17 protein-coding genes, 1 tRNA gene and 1 other RNA gene are annotated in these 15,443 nt (G+C 65.8%); 9 read left to right on the plus strand and 10 right to left on the minus strand.

Features of this window, described 5'->3' with window-relative positions; translation table 11 throughout:
- The 5 genes from ffh (at window position 1) to gloA (ending at window position 4,168) form a co-directional block, all read left to right on the plus strand.
- The gene (ffh, locus tag AAFL97_RS03020) at window positions 1-1,371 is read left to right on the plus strand and encodes a signal recognition particle protein (RefSeq protein ID WP_341643655.1); all 1,371 of its coding nucleotides are present in this window, start codon (window positions 1-3) and stop codon (window positions 1,369-1,371) included.
- A gap of 22 nt (window positions 1,372-1,393) precedes the next feature.
- Window positions 1,394-2,170: an EI24 domain-containing protein gene (locus AAFL97_RS03025; protein ID WP_341643656.1), complete on the plus strand. Its 777-nt coding sequence runs from the start codon at window positions 1,394-1,396 to the stop codon at window positions 2,168-2,170.
- On the plus strand, window positions 2,167-2,916 hold the full coding sequence (locus tag AAFL97_RS03030) for a competence/damage-inducible protein A (RefSeq protein ID WP_341643657.1): 750 nt from the start codon (window positions 2,167-2,169) through the stop codon (window positions 2,914-2,916). Before AAFL97_RS03025 ends, AAFL97_RS03030 begins: the two co-directional genes overlap by 4 nt.
- Window positions 2,913-3,716 (plus strand): M48 family metallopeptidase, encoded by an 804-nt coding sequence (locus AAFL97_RS03035; protein ID WP_341643658.1) that lies wholly within the window; start codon window positions 2,913-2,915, stop codon window positions 3,714-3,716. The genes AAFL97_RS03030 and AAFL97_RS03035 overlap by 4 nt, the downstream gene beginning before the upstream one ends.
- A gap of 62 nt (window positions 3,717-3,778) precedes the next feature.
- Window positions 3,779-4,168, plus strand: a complete 390-nt coding sequence (gene gloA, locus AAFL97_RS03040; protein ID WP_341643659.1) for a lactoylglutathione lyase — start codon at window positions 3,779-3,781, stop codon at window positions 4,166-4,168.
- A 72-nt stretch (window positions 4,169-4,240) separates the two neighbouring features.
- Here the strand turns inward: gloA and AAFL97_RS03045 are convergent, their stop codons facing one another.
- Complete coding sequence (locus tag AAFL97_RS03045) at window positions 4,241-5,485, minus strand: nitronate monooxygenase (protein WP_341643660.1); 1,245 nt, start codon at window positions 5,483-5,485, stop codon at window positions 4,241-4,243.
- A 181-nt stretch (window positions 5,486-5,666) separates the two neighbouring features.
- Between AAFL97_RS03045 and ssrA the strand changes: the two genes are divergently transcribed.
- Window positions 5,667-6,002: a transfer-messenger RNA gene (gene ssrA, locus AAFL97_RS03050) on the plus strand.
- A 107-nt stretch (window positions 6,003-6,109) separates the two neighbouring features.
- On the opposite strand, the gene AAFL97_RS03055 is transcribed toward ssrA, so the two are convergent.
- From AAFL97_RS03055 to rpsU, 4 genes are all read right to left on the minus strand, one after another.
- Window positions 6,110-6,188, minus strand: a tRNA-Ile gene (locus tag AAFL97_RS03055).
- Between the two features lie 10 nt (window positions 6,189-6,198).
- Window positions 6,199-8,193, minus strand: coding sequence for an RNA polymerase sigma factor RpoD (gene rpoD / locus AAFL97_RS03060; protein WP_341643661.1), 1,995 nt, complete (start codon window positions 8,191-8,193; stop codon window positions 6,199-6,201).
- Window positions 8,194-8,241: 48 nt separating this feature from the next.
- Window positions 8,242-10,092 carry a DNA primase gene (gene dnaG / locus AAFL97_RS03065; protein ID WP_341643662.1) on the minus strand — a complete coding sequence of 617 codons (1,851 nt, stop codon included), beginning with the start codon at window positions 10,090-10,092 and terminating at the stop codon, window positions 8,242-8,244.
- A gap of 142 nt (window positions 10,093-10,234) precedes the next feature.
- The gene (gene rpsU, locus AAFL97_RS03070) at window positions 10,235-10,447 is read right to left on the minus strand and encodes a 30S ribosomal protein S21 (protein ID WP_002924646.1); all 213 of its coding nucleotides are present in this window, start codon (window positions 10,445-10,447) and stop codon (window positions 10,235-10,237) included.
- Between the two features lie 135 nt (window positions 10,448-10,582).
- Between rpsU and tsaD the strand changes: the two genes are divergently transcribed.
- Window positions 10,583-11,617: a tRNA (adenosine(37)-N6)-threonylcarbamoyltransferase complex transferase subunit TsaD gene (tsaD, locus tag AAFL97_RS03075; RefSeq protein ID WP_341643663.1), complete on the plus strand. Its 1,035-nt coding sequence runs from the start codon at window positions 10,583-10,585 to the stop codon at window positions 11,615-11,617.
- A 5-nt stretch (window positions 11,618-11,622) separates the two neighbouring features.
- Here the strand turns inward: tsaD and plsY are convergent, their stop codons facing one another.
- Complete coding sequence (gene plsY, locus AAFL97_RS03080) at window positions 11,623-12,228, minus strand: glycerol-3-phosphate 1-O-acyltransferase PlsY (protein ID WP_341643664.1); 606 nt, start codon at window positions 12,226-12,228, stop codon at window positions 11,623-11,625.
- 136 nt (window positions 12,229-12,364) lie between these two features.
- On the opposite strand from plsY, the gene AAFL97_RS03085 reads away from it, so the two are divergent.
- Window positions 12,365-12,742, plus strand: coding sequence for a dihydroneopterin aldolase (locus AAFL97_RS03085; RefSeq protein WP_068637491.1), 378 nt, complete (start codon window positions 12,365-12,367; stop codon window positions 12,740-12,742).
- Between the two features lie 164 nt (window positions 12,743-12,906).
- Here AAFL97_RS03085 and AAFL97_RS03090 read toward each other — a convergent pair whose 3' ends face one another.
- Entirely contained in the window at window positions 12,907-13,275 is a 369-nt protein-coding gene (locus AAFL97_RS03090) for an H-NS histone family protein (protein WP_341643665.1), read from the minus strand.
- Window positions 13,276-13,306: 31 nt separating this feature from the next.
- Here AAFL97_RS03090 and AAFL97_RS03095 point away from each other — a divergent pair, with 31 nt between their 5' ends.
- Entirely contained in the window at window positions 13,307-13,441 is a 135-nt protein-coding gene (locus tag AAFL97_RS03095; protein WP_263460945.1) for a hypothetical protein, read from the plus strand.
- A 32-nt stretch (window positions 13,442-13,473) separates the two neighbouring features.
- On the opposite strand, the gene ybaK is transcribed toward AAFL97_RS03095, so the two are convergent.
- From ybaK to AAFL97_RS03110, 3 genes are read right to left on the minus strand one after another with little or no spacing between them, the layout of a single operon-like run.
- Complete coding sequence (ybaK, locus tag AAFL97_RS03100; RefSeq protein ID WP_263460946.1) at window positions 13,474-13,962, minus strand: Cys-tRNA(Pro) deacylase; 489 nt, start codon at window positions 13,960-13,962, stop codon at window positions 13,474-13,476.
- 57 nt (window positions 13,963-14,019) lie between these two features.
- Complete coding sequence (gene xerD, locus AAFL97_RS03105) at window positions 14,020-14,949, minus strand: site-specific tyrosine recombinase XerD (protein WP_341643666.1); 930 nt, start codon at window positions 14,947-14,949, stop codon at window positions 14,020-14,022.
- Window positions 14,946-15,437, minus strand: coding sequence for a methylated-DNA--[protein]-cysteine S-methyltransferase (locus AAFL97_RS03110; protein WP_341643667.1), 492 nt, complete (start codon window positions 15,435-15,437; stop codon window positions 14,946-14,948). The genes xerD and AAFL97_RS03110 overlap by 4 nt, the downstream gene beginning before the upstream one ends.
- Window positions 15,438-15,443: the final 6 nt, after the last annotated feature.

Here is a 15,443-nt window from a genome sequence, read left to right on the forward strand (position 1 = left end):
ATGCTCGACAATCTCACCCAGCGGCTGTCAAAGGTCGTCAAGACCCTGCGTGGCCAGGCCCGCCTGACGGAAGACAACATCCAGGAGGCGATGCGCGAGGTGCGCATGGCGCTGCTCGAGGCCGATGTCGCGCTGCCGGTGGTCAAGGACTTCATTGCCAAGGTCAAGGAAAAGGCGGTGGGCCAGGAGGTCGTCGGCTCGCTGACCCCCGGCCAGGCGCTGGTCGGGGTCGTGCACGACGAATTGCGCAGCCTGATGGGCAGCGCCCACGAGGGCCTGAATCTCGCCGTCCAGCCGCCTGCGGTGGTGCTGATGGCCGGCCTGCAGGGCGCGGGCAAGACCACCACGACCGGCAAGCTCGCCAAGCTGCTGCACGAGCAGCAGAAGAAGAAAGTGCTGGTGGTGTCCACCGACGTCTATCGCCCGGCGGCGATCGAGCAGTTGAAGACGGTGGCGGGCCAGGCGGGCGTCGAGTTCTTCCCGTCGGCCGTGGGGCAGCAGCCGGTCGGCATCGCGCAGGCTGCGTTGGACTATGCCCGCAAGCATCATGTCGACGTGCTGCTGGTCGATACCGCCGGCCGCCTGGCCATCGACGAGGCGATGATGGCCGAGATCAAGGCCTTGCACGCCGCGGTGTCGCCGATCGAAACCCTGTTCGTGGTCGATGCCATGCTCGGCCAGGATGCGGTCAACACCGCGCGCGCCTTCAACGAGGCGCTGCCGCTGACCGGCGTGGTGCTGACCAAGCTGGACGGCGATTCGCGCGGCGGCGCGGCGCTGTCGGTGCGCCACGTCACCGGCAAGCCGTTGAAGTTCGCCGGTGTCGGCGAAAAACTCAGCGGAATCGAGCCTTTTCATCCCGACCGCATGGCCAGCCGCATCCTCGGCATGGGCGACATCCTCGGCCTGGTCGAGGAGGCGCGCCGCGGCGTCGACGAGGAAAAGGCGCGCGTCTTCGCGCAGAAGCTCAAGAGCGGCAAGGGCTTCGACCTCAACGACTTCAAGGAGCAGATCGGCCAGATGCGCAAGATGGGCGGCCTGGCCTCGATGATGGACAAGCTGCCGGCGCAGTTCGCCCAGGCTGCCGGGCAGTTGCAGGGCGGCGCGGAAGAAAAGGCGATCGGCCGCATCGAAGGCATCATCAACTCGATGACGCCGCTCGAGCGCGCCAAGCCCGAAATCCTCAAGGCCAGCCGCAAGCGGCGCATCGCCGCCGGCGCGGGGGTCACGGTGCAGGAAGTGAATCGCCTGCTGAACCAGTTCGAGCAGACGCAGAAAGTGATGAAGCAGTTCTCCAAGGGCGGCATGCACAAGATGATGCGTGCCATGAAAGGCATGATGCCGGGTGGCTTGCCGGGCATGCCGCGTTGAACACGTCGGGCACGGGGGAGACATGAAGGAGATCCTGATCGCTTTTGGCCGCGCCACGCGCAGCCTGTTCCAGCGCGACATCTTCTGGCACCTGCTGTGGCCGGGCCTGGTGTCGATGATGATCTGGACTGTCGTCGCGGTGCTCGCCTGGGTGCCGGTGACGGACTGGATCTTCGCCTGGGTGAGGGGCTGGAGCTTCGTCGGTACCTGGATTTCGGCTTCCGAGGCAACGGCCGCCGTGACCCTGGTGCTGGTCAAGATAGCGGTGGCGCTGGCCCTGGTGCCGCTGGTCTATGTCACCGCAGCGCTGATCGTCGCCGCCATCGCGCTGCCGATGATGCTGGAGCGCGTCGCCCGCCGCGACTATGCCGACATCGAGCAACGCAAGGGCGGTTCCAACCTGGGCAGCGCCTGGAATTCGATTTTTGCCGGTCTGCTGTTCCTGATCGCCCTGATCGTGTCGCTGCCTTTCTGGCTGATCCCCGGCGTGGGGCTGCTGGCTTCGGTGTTCCTGACCGGCTGGCTGAACCAGCGTGCCTTCGGCTACGACGCGCTGATGCTGCATGCCGACAACGAGGAGCTGAACCGCCTGCGCCGCGACTGGCGGCCGCAGATGCTGCTGCTGGGTGGCGGCAGCGCCTTGCTGGCCTATGTGCCGGTGGTGAACCTCGTTGCGCCGGCCTACGCCGGTCTGGCCTTCGTCCATTACCTGCTCGACCGGCTGCGCCAGGACCGCCTGGTGCGCGGCGTGACCTTGCTCGATGCCGAAGCGCCCGGCCGGGAGCAGATCCCGCAATGAATTTCGGTGCCCTGATCATCGGCGACGAGATCCTGTCGGGCCGCCGCGGCGACAGGCATCTGGCCAGGCTGATCGAACTGCTCGGCGCGCGTGGCCTGAAGTTGTCGTGGGCGCGCTACTGCGGCGACGACTTCGAGCGGCTCACCGACACGCTGCGCCAGACCTTCGCCACCGGCGACGTCGTCTTCAGCTTCGGCGGCATCGGCGCCACGCCGGACGACCGCACGCGCGAGGCGGCCGGCGCCGCGCTCGGCCTGGAGCTCGAGTTGCACCCGGAGGCGGAGGCCGAGATTCGTGCCCGCTTCGGTGACGAAACCACGCCCGAACGCCTGCAGATGGGGGTTTATCCGCGTGGCAGTGAGATCGTGCCGAACCCTTACAACCGGATTCCGGGCTTTTCGATCCGCAAGCACTACTTCACGCCGGGCTTTCCGAAGATGGCCTGGCCGATGGTCGAATGGGTGCTCGATACCGAATACGCCCACCTGCATCACGCCGAGGATTATATCGAGCAGGCGATCACCGTCTGGGACGCCTACGAAGGCCAGTTGATCGGCCTGATGCGGCAGGTTACCGCCGACTTCCCCGATGCGACGCTGTTCAGCCTGCCCACGCTGGCGGAAGAAGGACAGCGCCGCTCGCTCGAACTGGGCATGAAAGGGGCGGCCGAGTGCGTGGCGGCGGCGATGGCCTCGATCAAGGCCGAACTGGATGCGCGCGGGCTGGAGTGGCAGGACAAGGCTTGAAACGCGCGCGCCGCGCGGCGGCAAGTGAGGAAGCGCACCGGATCGAGCTGGGTGGGCAATGTGTCGAGCTGATGCTGAGGCGTTCGCCGGCACGGCGCACGCTGGCGCTGCAGGCCGATCACCGCGGCGCGCGGGTGTCGGTGCCCTTGCGCACGCCGCTGGCCGAGATCGACGCCTTCATCCGCAATCATGCTGCCTGGCTGCTCGACCGCCTGGGCCGTGCCGCCGAGCTTTCCCGCGCGCCGGTGGTGGTGCCGGCAGACGGCTGCGAACTGCCTTTGTTCGGCCGCCCGATGCGGCTGCGCATCGGCGGCGTGAGCCGCGTGCAATGGCGCCCGAGCACCGATGGCATGGAGGAACTGCACCTTCCTGCCCGAGTCGATGCCGAGCGCGCATTGCTGCGTGCCCTGCAGAACCGTGCGCTGGCCTGGTATCGTGGCCGGGTCGAGGAGTACTGCCTGCGCCTGGCCTTGCCGGTGCCGCCGGTGAGGCTGTCGAACGCGCGCACGCGCTGGGGCAGCTGCAGCAGCCTGAGCGGCATCCGGCTGCACTGGCGGCTGGTGCATCTGCCGCCCGAACTCATCGACTACGTGGTGGCGCACGAAGTCGCGCATCTGCGCGAGATGAACCACTCGCCGCGTTTCTGGGCGGTGGTCGAATCGGTCTGCCCGGCTTGGCGCACCGAACGTGCCCGCCTGCGGCAGGCCTCGGCAGGCCTGCCCGTGATCGGCGCCGCCGGTGCGGCGCAGGCGGGCGCTCAGGTCGACACTCAGGTTGACAATCTCGAGGCCGAAGATTGAAACGGCTGTTCCAGCCGCCGGCCGGTTCCGGCGGCAAATCTCAAACAGAGGAAGGACTGAACATGAGAATTCTCCACACCATGCTGCGCGTCGGCGACCTGGATCGCTCCATCGCCTTCTACACCGATGTGCTTGGAATGCGCCTGCTGCGCCGGCACGACTATCCGGACGGAAAGTTCACGCTGGCCTTCGTCGGCTACCAGGACGAGCAGGACGGCGCCGTGCTCGAGCTGACCTACAACTGGGGCGTGGACAAGTACGAGCTGGGCACGGCCTACGGCCACATCGCGCTCGAAGTGCCGGACGCGAAGAAGGCCTGTGACGAGATCCGTGCCCGCGGCGGCAAGGTGGTGCGCGAAGCCGGGCCGATGAAGCACGGCACGACGATCATCGCCTTCGTGGAAGATCCGGACGGCTACAAGGTCGAACTGATCCAGAGCAGGACTTTCTGATCCTGGGCCCGGAACTCGGCACTCCGGCGGCCGTTCGGGCGGCGGGAGTGCCGGACGCCGGTCTGCCGCCCGTCAGTCCGGCAGGGCGATCTTGTTGTCGGTGCTGAACTGGTAGTCGTGGAACACGTGCTCGGCCGACAGGATGCGGTAGTCGCCGTTTTCCTCGCGCACCGAGGTGTCCTTGAGCCGGTAGGTGTAGTGGCCGCAGGTCCAGCAGTCGAAGTTGCGCATGTGGGTGCACAGACAGGTCTTGTCGAAGACGCGGATCTTCTTCGCCTCCGGATGGGCGGCGACTTCGCGGTTGTAGGCTTCGATGTACTGGCAGTTGCCGGTCGAGTCGAGCAGGTAGCCGTAGGCTTCGCAGTTGGGGCGGATGCCGTTGCCGATCGCCGGGCTGCTCTTGAGCATGCGCATCGGGTAGCCGGTGGGCGAGATCTGGTTGACCTCGATCTCGTCCTCGCTGGCCTTGAAGTAATGCTGCTGCACGTCTTCCGGCAGGCCGCATTCCCGGGTCACGGTGAAGCGTGTCGCGACCTGCACTGCCGCCGCGCCCATCTCGAGGAAATTGACCGCATCCGTGCCGGTGAAGATGCCGCCGGCAGGAATCAGCGGAATGTCGAGCTTTTGCTCCTTCAGCCAGTCGCGGATCTCGACGACGATGGTGGCGAGGTCGTACTGTGCCCAGTCGAGGCCGAAGCCCAGATGGCCGCCGGCGAGCGGGCCTTCGACGACGACGTAGTCGGGCAGCCGGCCGGTGCGGGCGCTTTTCTTCAGGAACAGCTGCAGCGCGCGCAGCGAACTGACGATGATGCCGAGCTTGACGTCATGGAAGCGCGGATGATCCTCGATCAACTGGAACGAACCCAGGTGCAGGCCGGCCGCCAGCGTGATGCCGTCGATGCCGTTGTCCATCGCCGCGCGGAGCCTCGCCCGAAGCGTGTCCTTCGGTGCGTTCATGGTCAGCTTTTCCATGCAGTTGATGAAAATCTGGCCTGTCCCGCGCTTGCGTTCCATCGTGCGGCTGACGTGCGTCGCGGTGGCTTCGGCGATCAGGCCGAGGTCGAACTGGACGATGGACTTGTCCGAGTTGGCGACGTTGAACTTGTATTGCTGAAGCTTGTTCTTGACGTATTTCGTGTTGTAGCGGCGGTCGGAAACCGTCGGCAGCATCGCGTCCGAAATATGCCCGACGCCGCCCAGGCGAGCGGCCTCGAGGGCGAGGTCGGCTGTCGAGATATCGACACCCATGCCGCCCACCATGATCGGCACCAGCTCGTGCGAACCCAGCTTCAGGCGAAAATCGTCAACACGCTTCATTGCATACAATCCGTTAAATCGGCAGTCCGACATTATCACCCGAGTCGCCGATTCGTCCCAGCCCCGGGCTTCCCCTAAGCGTGCCTGCGAATCTGCCGCACGGCTGCACACGGCTCGGCCGATCTTTGCTGCGCGACCGGCTGGGAGCGTGACAGCTGCGCTTACAACTCCAGCCGCCAAAGACAGGGGCGGGGCTTGACGCACACGCCCGTCTGCGTACCATAGCGCCCATGGTTGTAATTCCGGCAACCCGGAGGCGTTCTGGACAGGGGTTCGATTCCCCTCACCTCCACCCAAGTGCATTGTGCCGATCGTGAGTGTGTTTGGGTGGGGGTATACTGGTTTCGACAGGGCGGGCAAAGGTGCGCAGGCAACCCGAGAGGCGACGGACGTAATCCGCGCAAAACCACAAACGCCAACGATGAGCGTTTCGCTGTTGCCGCCTAACCGGCACAGCTGGGGCCGCTGAAGCCTTATTACCCAAGACAGCCGGTGGGGACTTCGGTCCCCATCGTCACGTCACGGCTTTTGTCCGCTCTTGTCGCTTGCTGCCGCAAGCGAATCCCCGTTCCGAACGCCCGAACGAAAACCGCCGACCCTTGCGGATCGGCGGTTTTCTGCTTCTGGTGGGCCCCCTGGGAGTCGAACCCAGCACCAACGGATTATGAGTCCGCTGCTCTAACCAGGCATGAGCTAGAGGCCCGGAAAACGTCTTACTGGTCGCTGTCGAGGAAGCTGCGCAGCTTCTCGGAGCGGCTCGGGTGACGCAGCTTGCGCAGTGCCTTGGCTTCGATCTGGCGGATGCGCTCGCGGGTGACGTCGAACTGCTTGCCGACTTCTTCCAGCGTGTGGTCGGTGTTCATCTCGATGCCGAAGCGCATGCGCAGGACCTTGGCTTCGCGCGGCGTGAGCGAGTCGAGCACTTCGCCGGTGGCGTCGCGCAGGCCGGAGTACATCGCCGCCTCGGCCGGGGCCAGGGTGGCGGTGTCCTCGATGAAGTCGCCCAGATGCGAGTCGTCGTCGTCGCCGATCGGCGTTTCCATCGAGATCGGCTCCTTGGAGATCTTCATGATCTTGCGGATCTTCTCCTCGGGCATCTCCATCTTCTCGGCCAGGGTCGCGGGATCCGGCTCGGCGCCGGTTTCCTGCAGGATCTGGCGGCTGATGCGGTTCATCTTGTTGATCGTCTCGATCATGTGAACCGGGATGCGGATCGTGCGCGCCTGGTCGGCGATCGAGCGGGTGATGGCCTGGCGGATCCACCACGTCGCATAGGTCGAGAATTTGTAGCCGCGGCGGTATTCGAACTTGTCCACCGCCTTCATCAGGCCGATGTTGCCTTCCTGGATCAGGTCGAGGAACTGCAGGCCGCGGTTGGTGTACTTCTTGGCGATCGAGATCACCAGGCGCAGGTTGGCCTCGGTCATCTCGCGCTTGGCGCGGCGCATCTTGGCTTCGCCGGTGGACATCTGGCGGTTGATGTCCTTGAGCTCCTTGAGCGGAATGCCGAGCCTGTCCTGCAGGTCGATGAGCTTCTGCTGCTCTTCGAGCACCGCGGGGTGGGCGCGCAGCAGGTTCTCGGCGTAGTTCTTGCCGGCAGCGATCTCGTTCTTCAGCCACTCGAGGTCGGTCTCGTGGCCCGGGAAGCTCTTGATGAAGTGCTGGCGCGGCATGCCGGAGCGGTCGACGCACAGGCGCAGGATCTGGCGCTCGTGGCCGCGCACCTGCTCGACCATGTGGCGCACCGAGTCGCACAGGCGCTCGATCGCCTTGGCGGTGAAGCGGATGTTGAGCAGTTCGTCCGAGATCTGCTGCTGGAGCAGCAGGTACTGGGTGTCCTGCGAGCCCCTCTTGCCCAGTACGTCCATCTTCTGGGCGTAAAGCTCGCGGATGACCGCAAAGCGTGCCAGCGAATCGTTCTTGAGCTGCAGCAGCGATGCGGCATTGGCCCGCTCGGCGCTGTCCTCGTCGCCTTCGTCGTCGTCGCCGTCCGATTCGTCGCTTTCGTCGTCGTCCGCTTCGTCCGCGTCGGCGTCGTCGTTGCCGTCGTCGCTGGCGGCCTCTTCGCTGCCGGAGTTCGGGTCGATCAGGCCATCGACCAGTTCGTCGATCTTGGCTTCGTCGGCAACGATGCGGTCGACGATCTCGAGCATTTCGGCGATCGTCGTCGGGCAGGCCGAAATGGCCTGGACCATGTGCTTCAGGCCGTCCTCGATGCGCTTGGCGATCTCGATCTCGCCTTCGCGGGTCAGCAGCTCGACCGTGCCCATTTCGCGCATGTACATGCGCACCGGGTCGGTGGTGCGGCCGAACTCGGAGTCGACCGACGACAGCGCCTGTTCGGCTTCTTCTTCGGCGACGTCCTCGTCGACGTTGCTCGCGACGCTGTCCGACATCAGCAGGTCTTCGGCGGCCGGTGCCTCGTCGTAGACCTGGATGCCCATGTTGTTGAAGGTGGCGATGATGCCTTCGATCTGCTCGGCGTCGGCGACGTCGTCGGGCAGGTGATCGCTGATTTCGGCGTAAGTGAGGTAGCCGCGCTCCTTGCCGAGCGTGATCAGCGTCTTCAGCCGCGTACGCCGGACTTCGGCGTCCAGCGGCGCGGCGACGGGGCTTTCGACGACCTGTGCGGCCTTGTCCTTCGCTTTGGATGTCCGCCCCTTGGGGCCGGTCTTGCGCGGCGAATCCTTGGCTGTTTCGCGTGCCATAGCACTCCTCAGGTGAGGGAGTAAGAAAACGGTAAACCGAAAATTATACTATAAATCCGAGGCTTTCGATGCCTCCGCCAGCTTGCGCTTGTCCATCAGCAGTTCGGCCAGGCGGTGCCGGCCGGCGGCATCGAGGCCGTGCTCGCGGTCGTGGCGGAGCAGGGCATCGATTTCGGTGGAGAGGCTGTCGGCGTGGAGTTTTCGCAGGCTGTCCTCGAACAGGGTCTCGACGATGCTTTCGTCGAATTCGGCGTCGACGAGTTCCGCGGCGACGCGTGACAGTGTTTCGCTGTGGGGGGTGTCGCGGAAGCGTTCGATCAGCGCGCCGAGCCCGCCCGGCGGAACGGGTTCGCCGAGGCTCGTCATGTCGATGATGGCGATCAGGGCGAGGCCTTCCGCGCTATCCGACGGCACCAGGTCGACCGGCATGCGCGCCGCCCAGGCCGGATGCTGCATGATCAGCCGCAGCAGGGTGGCGGCGGTCGAGGGCGGTTTGCGGCGGCCGGCGGGGCGCATGCCGGCGAGACCGCCGCTGCGCCGCTTGCCCTGGAAGGCGGGGCGGGGGGCGTCTTCCGGGGGCGCCGCCGGCTGCGGCGCACGTTGGCGGCCGTGCCTCGGGTTGGCGGCGATGACGCCGAAGGCGTGCTCCACTTCCTCCTGGGTCAGGCCGCTTTCCTCCGCCACCATCTTGATCACCTGCAGGCGCAGCAGCGGGGCGGCGATGCGGGTGACGAGCGGGGCGGCTTCGTGCACGAAGGCGGCGCGGCCTTCGGCCGCATCCATGTCGTGACGGCTGCGCAACTCCTCGATCAGGAAGCGTGCCAGCGGCTTGGCGCAGGTCGCCGCCTTGCGGAAGGCGTCGGTGCCTTCGGCGCGGACGAAGGAGTCGGGGTCGTGTTCGGCCGGCAGGAACAGGAAGGCCAGCGTCGCATCGTCGCGCAGGGATTCGAGCGCATTCTCCAGCGCCCGCCAGGCGGCGCGACGGCCTGCAGCGTCGCCGTCGAAGCAGAACACGATGCGGTCGGTCTGGCGCAGCAGGGTATGGACGTGCTGCGGCGTGGTGGCGGTGCCGAGGGTGGCGACGGCGTTGGCGATACCGAACTGCGCCAGCGCGACGACGTCCATGTAGCCTTCGACGACGACGGCGAAGCCTGCGTCACGGATCGGCTTCTGTGCCAGGTAGAGACCGTAGAGTTCGCGTCCTTTCTCGAACAGCGGGGTTTCCGGCGAATTCAGGTACTTCGGTTCGCCCTTGTCCAGGATGCGGCCGCCGAAGGCGATGATGCGACCGCGGCGGTCATGGATCGGAAAGACGATGCGGTCGCGGAAGCGGTCGTAGCGCCGGCCCTGGTCGTTGTCGATGACCAGGCCGGCTTCGGCCAGAATCTTCGCCTGGTAGTCGGGAAAGACTTTCTGCAGAGCCTGCCAGTCGTCGGGGGCGTAGCCGAGGCCGAAGCGCGCGGCGATCTCGCCCGACAGGCCACGTCGCTTCAGGTAGTCGACGGCGCGGCGGGTGGGTTTGAGCTGATCGCGGTAGAAGCGCGCGGCCAGGTTCATTGCCTCGTACAGGCGTTCGCTGCCGTCGTCCTTGGGGCCGGCGCTGCGCCCGTCGTCCGGGACTTGCAGACCGACCTGGCCGGCGAGTTCCTTGACGGCATCGACGAAGCTGAGGCCGCTGTACTCCATCAGGAAGCCGAGTGCGCTGCCATGCACGCCGCAGCCGAAGCAGTGATAGAACTGCTTGGACGGACTGACCGAGAACGAAGCGGATTTCTCGCCGTGGAAAGGGCAGCAGGCGAAATAGTTCGCACCGCTCTTCTTCAGCGGGATGTAGCGTTCGATGACGTCGACGATATCGACGCGCGACAGCAGTTCCTGGACGAAGGACTGGGGAATCATCGTACGCGACCGTAGACGAGTTGCGCAGGCGGAAATGCACAACGCCGGCAGAAGATCGTCTCGTCCGATCTCCTTCCGGCGTATGGCCGACTGCCGGGGCAGCCGGTGAGCTCAAGCAGCCGGGCTCCGGCTGCTGCGGCAATCAGTACAGCTTCGGCGGCAGGGTCTGGCTGCGCAGGCGCTTGTGATTGCGCTTCACGGCGGCGGCCAGCTTGCGCTTGCGCTCGGCGGTGGGCTTCTCGTAGAACTCGCGCGAGCGCAGTTCGGTCAGCACACCGGTCTTTTCGATGGTGCGCTTGAAGCGGCGGATCGCAACTTCAAACGGCTCGTTTTCCTTGACGCGGATACCGGGCATTGCGGACTTCCTTGGGTGTCTTGTGGGCAGAAAGACGGCGAATATAAACCACGCCTGTCCGGATGGCAAGGGCAGGTGCACGGAAAATGTCCGGCGAAGGTTAAAATGGCGCACCGAATCAAACGGATGCAAGCCATGAAAGTGCTGGGAATCGAAAGCTCGTGCGATGAGACCGGCGTCGCGGTGTATGACACCGAGGCCGGATTGCTGGCGCACTGCCTTCATTCGCAGATCGACCTCCACGCGGCCTATGGCGGCGTGGTGCCCGAACTCGCCTCGCGTGACCACATCCGCCGCCTGCCGGTGCTGATGAAGCAGGCGCTGGCGCAGGCCGGGCTGGAAAACCGCGATGTCGACGCCGTGGCCTACACCTCGGGGCCCGGCCTGGCGGGTGCGCTGCTGGTCGGCGCGAGCGTGGCCGAAGCCTTCGCCTTGGCGCGCGGCATTCCCGCGCTGCCGGTCCATCATCTCGAAGGCCACCTGCTGTCGCCGCTGCTGTCGGCCGATCCGCCGCAGTTCCCCTTCGTCGCGCTGCTGGTGTCCGGCGGGCATACCCAGTTGATGCGGGTACGGGGCGTGGGCGATTACGCGCTGCTGGGCGAATCCGTCGATGACGCCGCCGGCGAGGCGTTCGACAAGACCGCCAAGCTGCTCGGCCTGGGCTATCCCGGCGGGCCGCAGCTTGCCCGGCTTGCCGAACAAGGGGTGGCCGGCCGCTTCCGCCTGCCGCGGCCGATGCTGCATTCGGGCGATCTCGATTTCAGCTTCAGCGGCCTCAAGACCGCGGTGCTCAATGTCGTTTCGGGCCCCGACTGGGATCCGGCCGGCATGGCCGATCTGGCCGCGGAGTTTCAGCAGGCAGTGGTCGAGGTGCTGTGCGCGAAGGCGCTGGCGGCACTGAAGAAGACCGGGCTGAAGACCCTGGTCGTGGCAGGAGGCGTCGGTGCCAACCTGCATCTGCGGCAGACGCTGGATGCCGCCCTGCAGCAGCGGGGCGGACGGGTCCATTACCCGGAGCCGGCGCTCTGCACCGACAACGGCGCGATGATCGCTTTCGCCGGCGCGATGCGCCTTGCCGCCGGAGAGACCGTGGCTGGCGAGCCGTCGGTGCGCATCCGGCCGCGCTGGCCGCTGGCCGAGCTGAAACCGCCGCAGGCGGCGGCTGCCTGAGTGGTTCAGTCCGCCTTCGGTTTCTTGCTGCCGCCGATCCTGCCTTCGGTGCCGTCCCGCAGGCGCTGGATGTTGGCGGCGTGGCGCCAGATCAGCAGTGCGGCCATCACCGCCAGCACCAGCACACTCGCTTGCGGTCCGAGGAAGATCAGTCCGGCAACGGGTGCGGCAACGGCAGCCGACAGCGCCGCGGCAGACGAATAGCGGGTGGTGAACGCCACCGCCAGCCAGACCAGCGCGCACAGGATGGCGATGCGCCCATCCACGCCGGCAAGCACGCCGAGCGCGGTCGCCACGCCCTTGCCGCCATTGAAGCGCAGGAAAATGGTGAACACATGGCCCAGGAAGGCGGCCAGGCCGGCCAGGGCGGCTTCCAGCGGACCGAAGCCCAGCCGGGTGGCCGCCCATACTGCCAGCCAGCCTTTCAGACAGTCGCCGATCAGGGTCAGCGCCGCAGCGCCCTTGTTGCCGCTGCGCAGCACATTGGTCGCTCCCGGGTTGCCCGAGCCGTAGCGGCGCGGATCCTCCAGACCGAGCAGCTTGCTGGTGACGACGGCGAAAGGAATCGAGCCGAGCAGATAGGCTCCGAGGAGCAGGGCAATGAGGGACATCTTCGCTCCGCGCCTCTCCGGATCGGAAGAGGCGAATGCATCAAATGTTCAGGACAGCGTGGCGAAAGCGCATCTTCGGCCGCGGCCGGCGTCTGCGCACAGGATAGAATCGCAGCGATTCTAAACGGGAACCAGCATGGATTTCATCTTCATCGAGGAGTTGCGGGTCAAGGCCTGGGTCGGCGTCTATGCGCGGGAGAAGACCGGGCAGCAGACGGTCGAACTCAATCTCACCTTCGGCGTTCCGGATACTGCGGCCGAACGGGACGATATCGCGGACACCATCGATTATGCGGTCGTCACCCAGCGCATTCGCGAGGAACTGGGGCAGCGCCATTTCAATTTGATCGAAAGCCTGGGCGAATTCGTCGTCAAGCTGCTGTTCGATGAGTTCGGCGCGCCCTGGGTGAAACTGCGCGTGGCGAAGATCGGTGTGATGAAGGACGTGCGTCGGGTCGGGGTCTTCATCCAGCGTGGGCGGGACGGCACGGCGCCGCCGCCCGCGGAAGTCTGAAGCACGGGCAATTTCACCTGGCGATGGATGCATTCCGCGCATTCATTGGTCCGAATGAATCGGTATTCCGGGCTGTGGCAGGCTTGCCGCCTTGCGTGTTTCGCCGCAGCAAATGAAAAAGCCGGGCTCGTGGGCCCGGCTTTTTCATCGCATGTTCGGCGAGCTCAAGCCGCCAGTTCTGCCAGAGGCTTGTCCTGGGCCAGCCAGTCGAGCACCCATTGGGGGCGACGGCCATGGCCGCTCCAACCCTGCTCGGGATTGGCCGGATTGCGGTACTTGATGACGGAAGGCGTCTTGGCCTTCTTGGCGGTGCCGCGCTTGGCCTTGGTGGCAGACGTCTTGGCCGGTGCCGCGGCGGCAGCGGTAGCGGGGGAGTCGATCAGGTCGTCGAGGGTGAGGCCTTGTTCGGCAACCAGCTTCTGCACCTGTTTCAACAGCGTGCGGCGCGTGGAATCGCTGCGGCGCCGGATTTCAGTCTCGACCTTTGCCTGCAGGCGGCGCAGTTCGGGAAGCGAATAGCTCGAAAGGTCCATGGTGTGTCCTCGTTGGTTGTGCGAGTTGGAATTGGATGAATTCATGCCGGGTCTGGCCGGCAAACAATTGGGCCGGCAAGCAATCGAATCAGCAGTGCCGGGCAGCCATGTCCGGATTCTGCCAGTAATTGCGGCACAATACGATGGTTTTTTGTATTTTGAATGATTCGATTGTGGTGCTCGCGCCATTCGGGGCAATCAATTCGCCACTTCGACCAGTTCGGCCCGCAGGATTCGAAGAATGTCGTGCGGATGAACGCCGACGAGATAGCCGCGGCGGCCGCCATTGATATAGATCAGCGGCAGGTCGAGAATGCTTCTCTCCATGAAGACCGGCATGGCCTTGCGGGTGCCGAAAGGCGAGGTGCCACCGACGAGGTAGCCCGTATGGCGATTGGCGACTTCGGGCTTGCACGGTTCGATGTGCTTGCGCCCGGTCTGGCGGGCAAGGTCCTTTGTCGAGACTTTGTGGTCGCCATGCATCAGCACGATCAATGGGCGGGCATTTTCGTCTTCCATGATCAGGGTCTTGATCACCGCGTGCTCGTCGACATTCAATTCGCGGGAAGAAACGGCGGTGCCGCCGTGTTCCTCGTATTCGTAAAGATGGCTCGAATAGGCCAGGCCGTGCTGTTTCAGGAAACGGGTCGCCGGAGTCTCCGGCGGACGGATATCGTGTCGGCTCATGATCGGAATCCGGGAAAAGCTGGAGAGATGGAGCGGGGCGGGAGAACAGCGCCGCCGTCAGCCCCGAGGGTGATGCTTGGCATGCAGTTGCTTGAGTCTTTCACGTGCCACATGGGTATACACCTGGGTGGTCGAGATGTCGGCGTGGCCGAGCAGCAATTGGACGACGCGCAGATCGGCCCCATGGTTGAGCAAATGGGTCGCAAATGCATGGCGCAGCGTATGGGGGGAAATGCGCTCCTGGGGAATGCCGGCCAGCAGTGCGTTCTGCTTGATGATGCGCCAGAACATCTGCCGTGTCATGCCGCTGCCGAGGCGGGTGACGAAAACTTCGTCGCAACTGCGGCCGGCGAGCAGCGCCGGGCGGGCTTCGCGCAGGTAGCGCACGAGCCAGTCGGCGGCGATTTCGCCGAGCGGCACGAGTCTTTCCTTGCTGCCTTTGCCCATCACCCGCAGCGCGCCCTGGTCCAGGCTGACGGCAAACAGCTTCAGCCCGATCAACTCGGATACGCGCAGCCCGGCGGCGTACAGCACTTCGAGCATGCAGCGGTCGCGCAGGCCCTGCGGCGTGCCGAGGTCGGGCGCGGCGAGCAGTGCTTCGACCTGGGCTTCGCTGAGCGTCTTCGGAAAGCGCTGGCCGGGCAGCGGCGGGTCCAGCATCAGCGTCGGGTCTTCGGCGATCTCGCGGTTGGCGAGCAGATGACGGTAATAGCGCCGCCAGGCAGACAGCAGGCGGCGTTGGCTGGCCGGGCGGGCACGCAGGCTGAATTCGGCCAGATAGGCGGCGAGCTCGCTCGCCCGCGCGCGCGGCAGTGACAGGCCGCGTTCCGCCAGCCAGGCCGCGAACAGGGCGAGGTCGCTGCGGTAGCTGTCGAGGGTGTTGCGCGCGAGGCCGTGCTCCAGCCACAGGCTGTCGGTGAAGCGGTCGAGTTCGCTGCGGATTTCGGCGGCCAGGCCGGTTTCGGCAGCGGCCGGGCGCGCCGTCATGCCGCGCCTTCGTGCCTCAGCAGCCAGCGCTTGACGTCGAGCAGCCAGCCGCCGGTGGCATTGGCGAAGCCGCCGAGGCCGCTGGCCGAGGTGACGCGATGGCAGGGTACGACGAGCGGATAGGGGTTGGCGCCGCAGGCCTGGCCGACCGCGCGTGCCGCGCTGCCGAGCCGGGCCGACAGTTCGCCGTAGGTCCGCGTCCGGCCTGCCGGAATGGCGCTGATCTCCGCCCACACCCGGCGCTGGAAAGGCGTGCCGCATTCGCGCAGCGACAGCGGAAAGGGCTGTTCCGGATGCTCGATCCAGTCGTGCAGGGCTTCGGCTGCGATGCGGGCGGTGTCGTTCGTCGGCGCGCGAAGCGGCGTGTCCGGCGGCAGGAAGACGAGTTCGCCGACGGCGCCGTCGGCTGCGCGGATGCCGAACGGCCCGAAGGGCAGTGCGATCACCGCGTCAAAGTCGATGTCCGTCGAGGAGTCCGGAGTTCGCATTGCGCG

This window comes from Thauera sp. SDU_THAU2, from assembly GCF_038260575.1.
Taxonomy (GTDB): domain Bacteria; phylum Pseudomonadota; class Gammaproteobacteria; order Burkholderiales; family Rhodocyclaceae; genus Thauera.

Bases quoted from the DNA above. Each gene is read 5' to 3' on its own strand.
- plsY (WP_341643664.1), bottom strand. From the start codon at position 12,228: ATGTCCCTCATTGCCCTGCTCCTCGGAGCCTATCTGCTCGGCTCGATT.
- ffh (WP_341643655.1), top strand. From the start codon at position 1: ATGCTCGACAATCTCACCCAGCGGCTGTCAAAGGTCGTCAAGACCCTG.
- tsaD (WP_341643663.1), top strand. From the start codon at position 10,583: ATGAAAGTGCTGGGAATCGAAAGCTCGTGCGATGAGACCGGCGTCGCG.
- AAFL97_RS03045 (WP_341643660.1), bottom strand. From the start codon at position 5,485: ATGAAGCGTGTTGACGATTTTCGCCTGAAGCTGGGTTCGCACGAGCTG.
- AAFL97_RS03030 (WP_341643657.1), top strand. From the start codon at position 2,167: ATGAATTTCGGTGCCCTGATCATCGGCGACGAGATCCTGTCGGGCCGC.
- ybaK (WP_263460946.1), bottom strand. From the start codon at position 13,962: ATGAGCCGACACGATATCCGTCCGCCGGAGACTCCGGCGACCCGTTTC.
- xerD (WP_341643666.1), bottom strand. From the start codon at position 14,949: ATGACGGCGCGCCCGGCCGCTGCCGAAACCGGCCTGGCCGCCGAAATC.
- AAFL97_RS03085 (WP_068637491.1), top strand. From the start codon at position 12,365: ATGGATTTCATCTTCATCGAGGAGTTGCGGGTCAAGGCCTGGGTCGGC.
- rpsU (WP_002924646.1), bottom strand. From the start codon at position 10,447: ATGCCCGGTATCCGCGTCAAGGAAAACGAGCCGTTTGAAGTTGCGATC.
- dnaG (WP_341643662.1), bottom strand. From the start codon at position 10,092: ATGATTCCCCAGTCCTTCGTCCAGGAACTGCTGTCGCGCGTCGATATC.
- gloA (WP_341643659.1), top strand. From the start codon at position 3,779: ATGAGAATTCTCCACACCATGCTGCGCGTCGGCGACCTGGATCGCTCC.
- AAFL97_RS03090 (WP_341643665.1), bottom strand. From the start codon at position 13,275: ATGGACCTTTCGAGCTATTCGCTTCCCGAACTGCGCCGCCTGCAGGCA.
- rpoD (WP_341643661.1), bottom strand. From the start codon at position 8,193: ATGGCACGCGAAACAGCCAAGGATTCGCCGCGCAAGACCGGCCCCAAG.
- AAFL97_RS03110 (WP_341643667.1), bottom strand. From the start codon at position 15,437: ATGCGAACTCCGGACTCCTCGACGGACATCGACTTTGACGCGGTGATC.
- AAFL97_RS03025 (WP_341643656.1), top strand. From the start codon at position 1,394: ATGAAGGAGATCCTGATCGCTTTTGGCCGCGCCACGCGCAGCCTGTTC.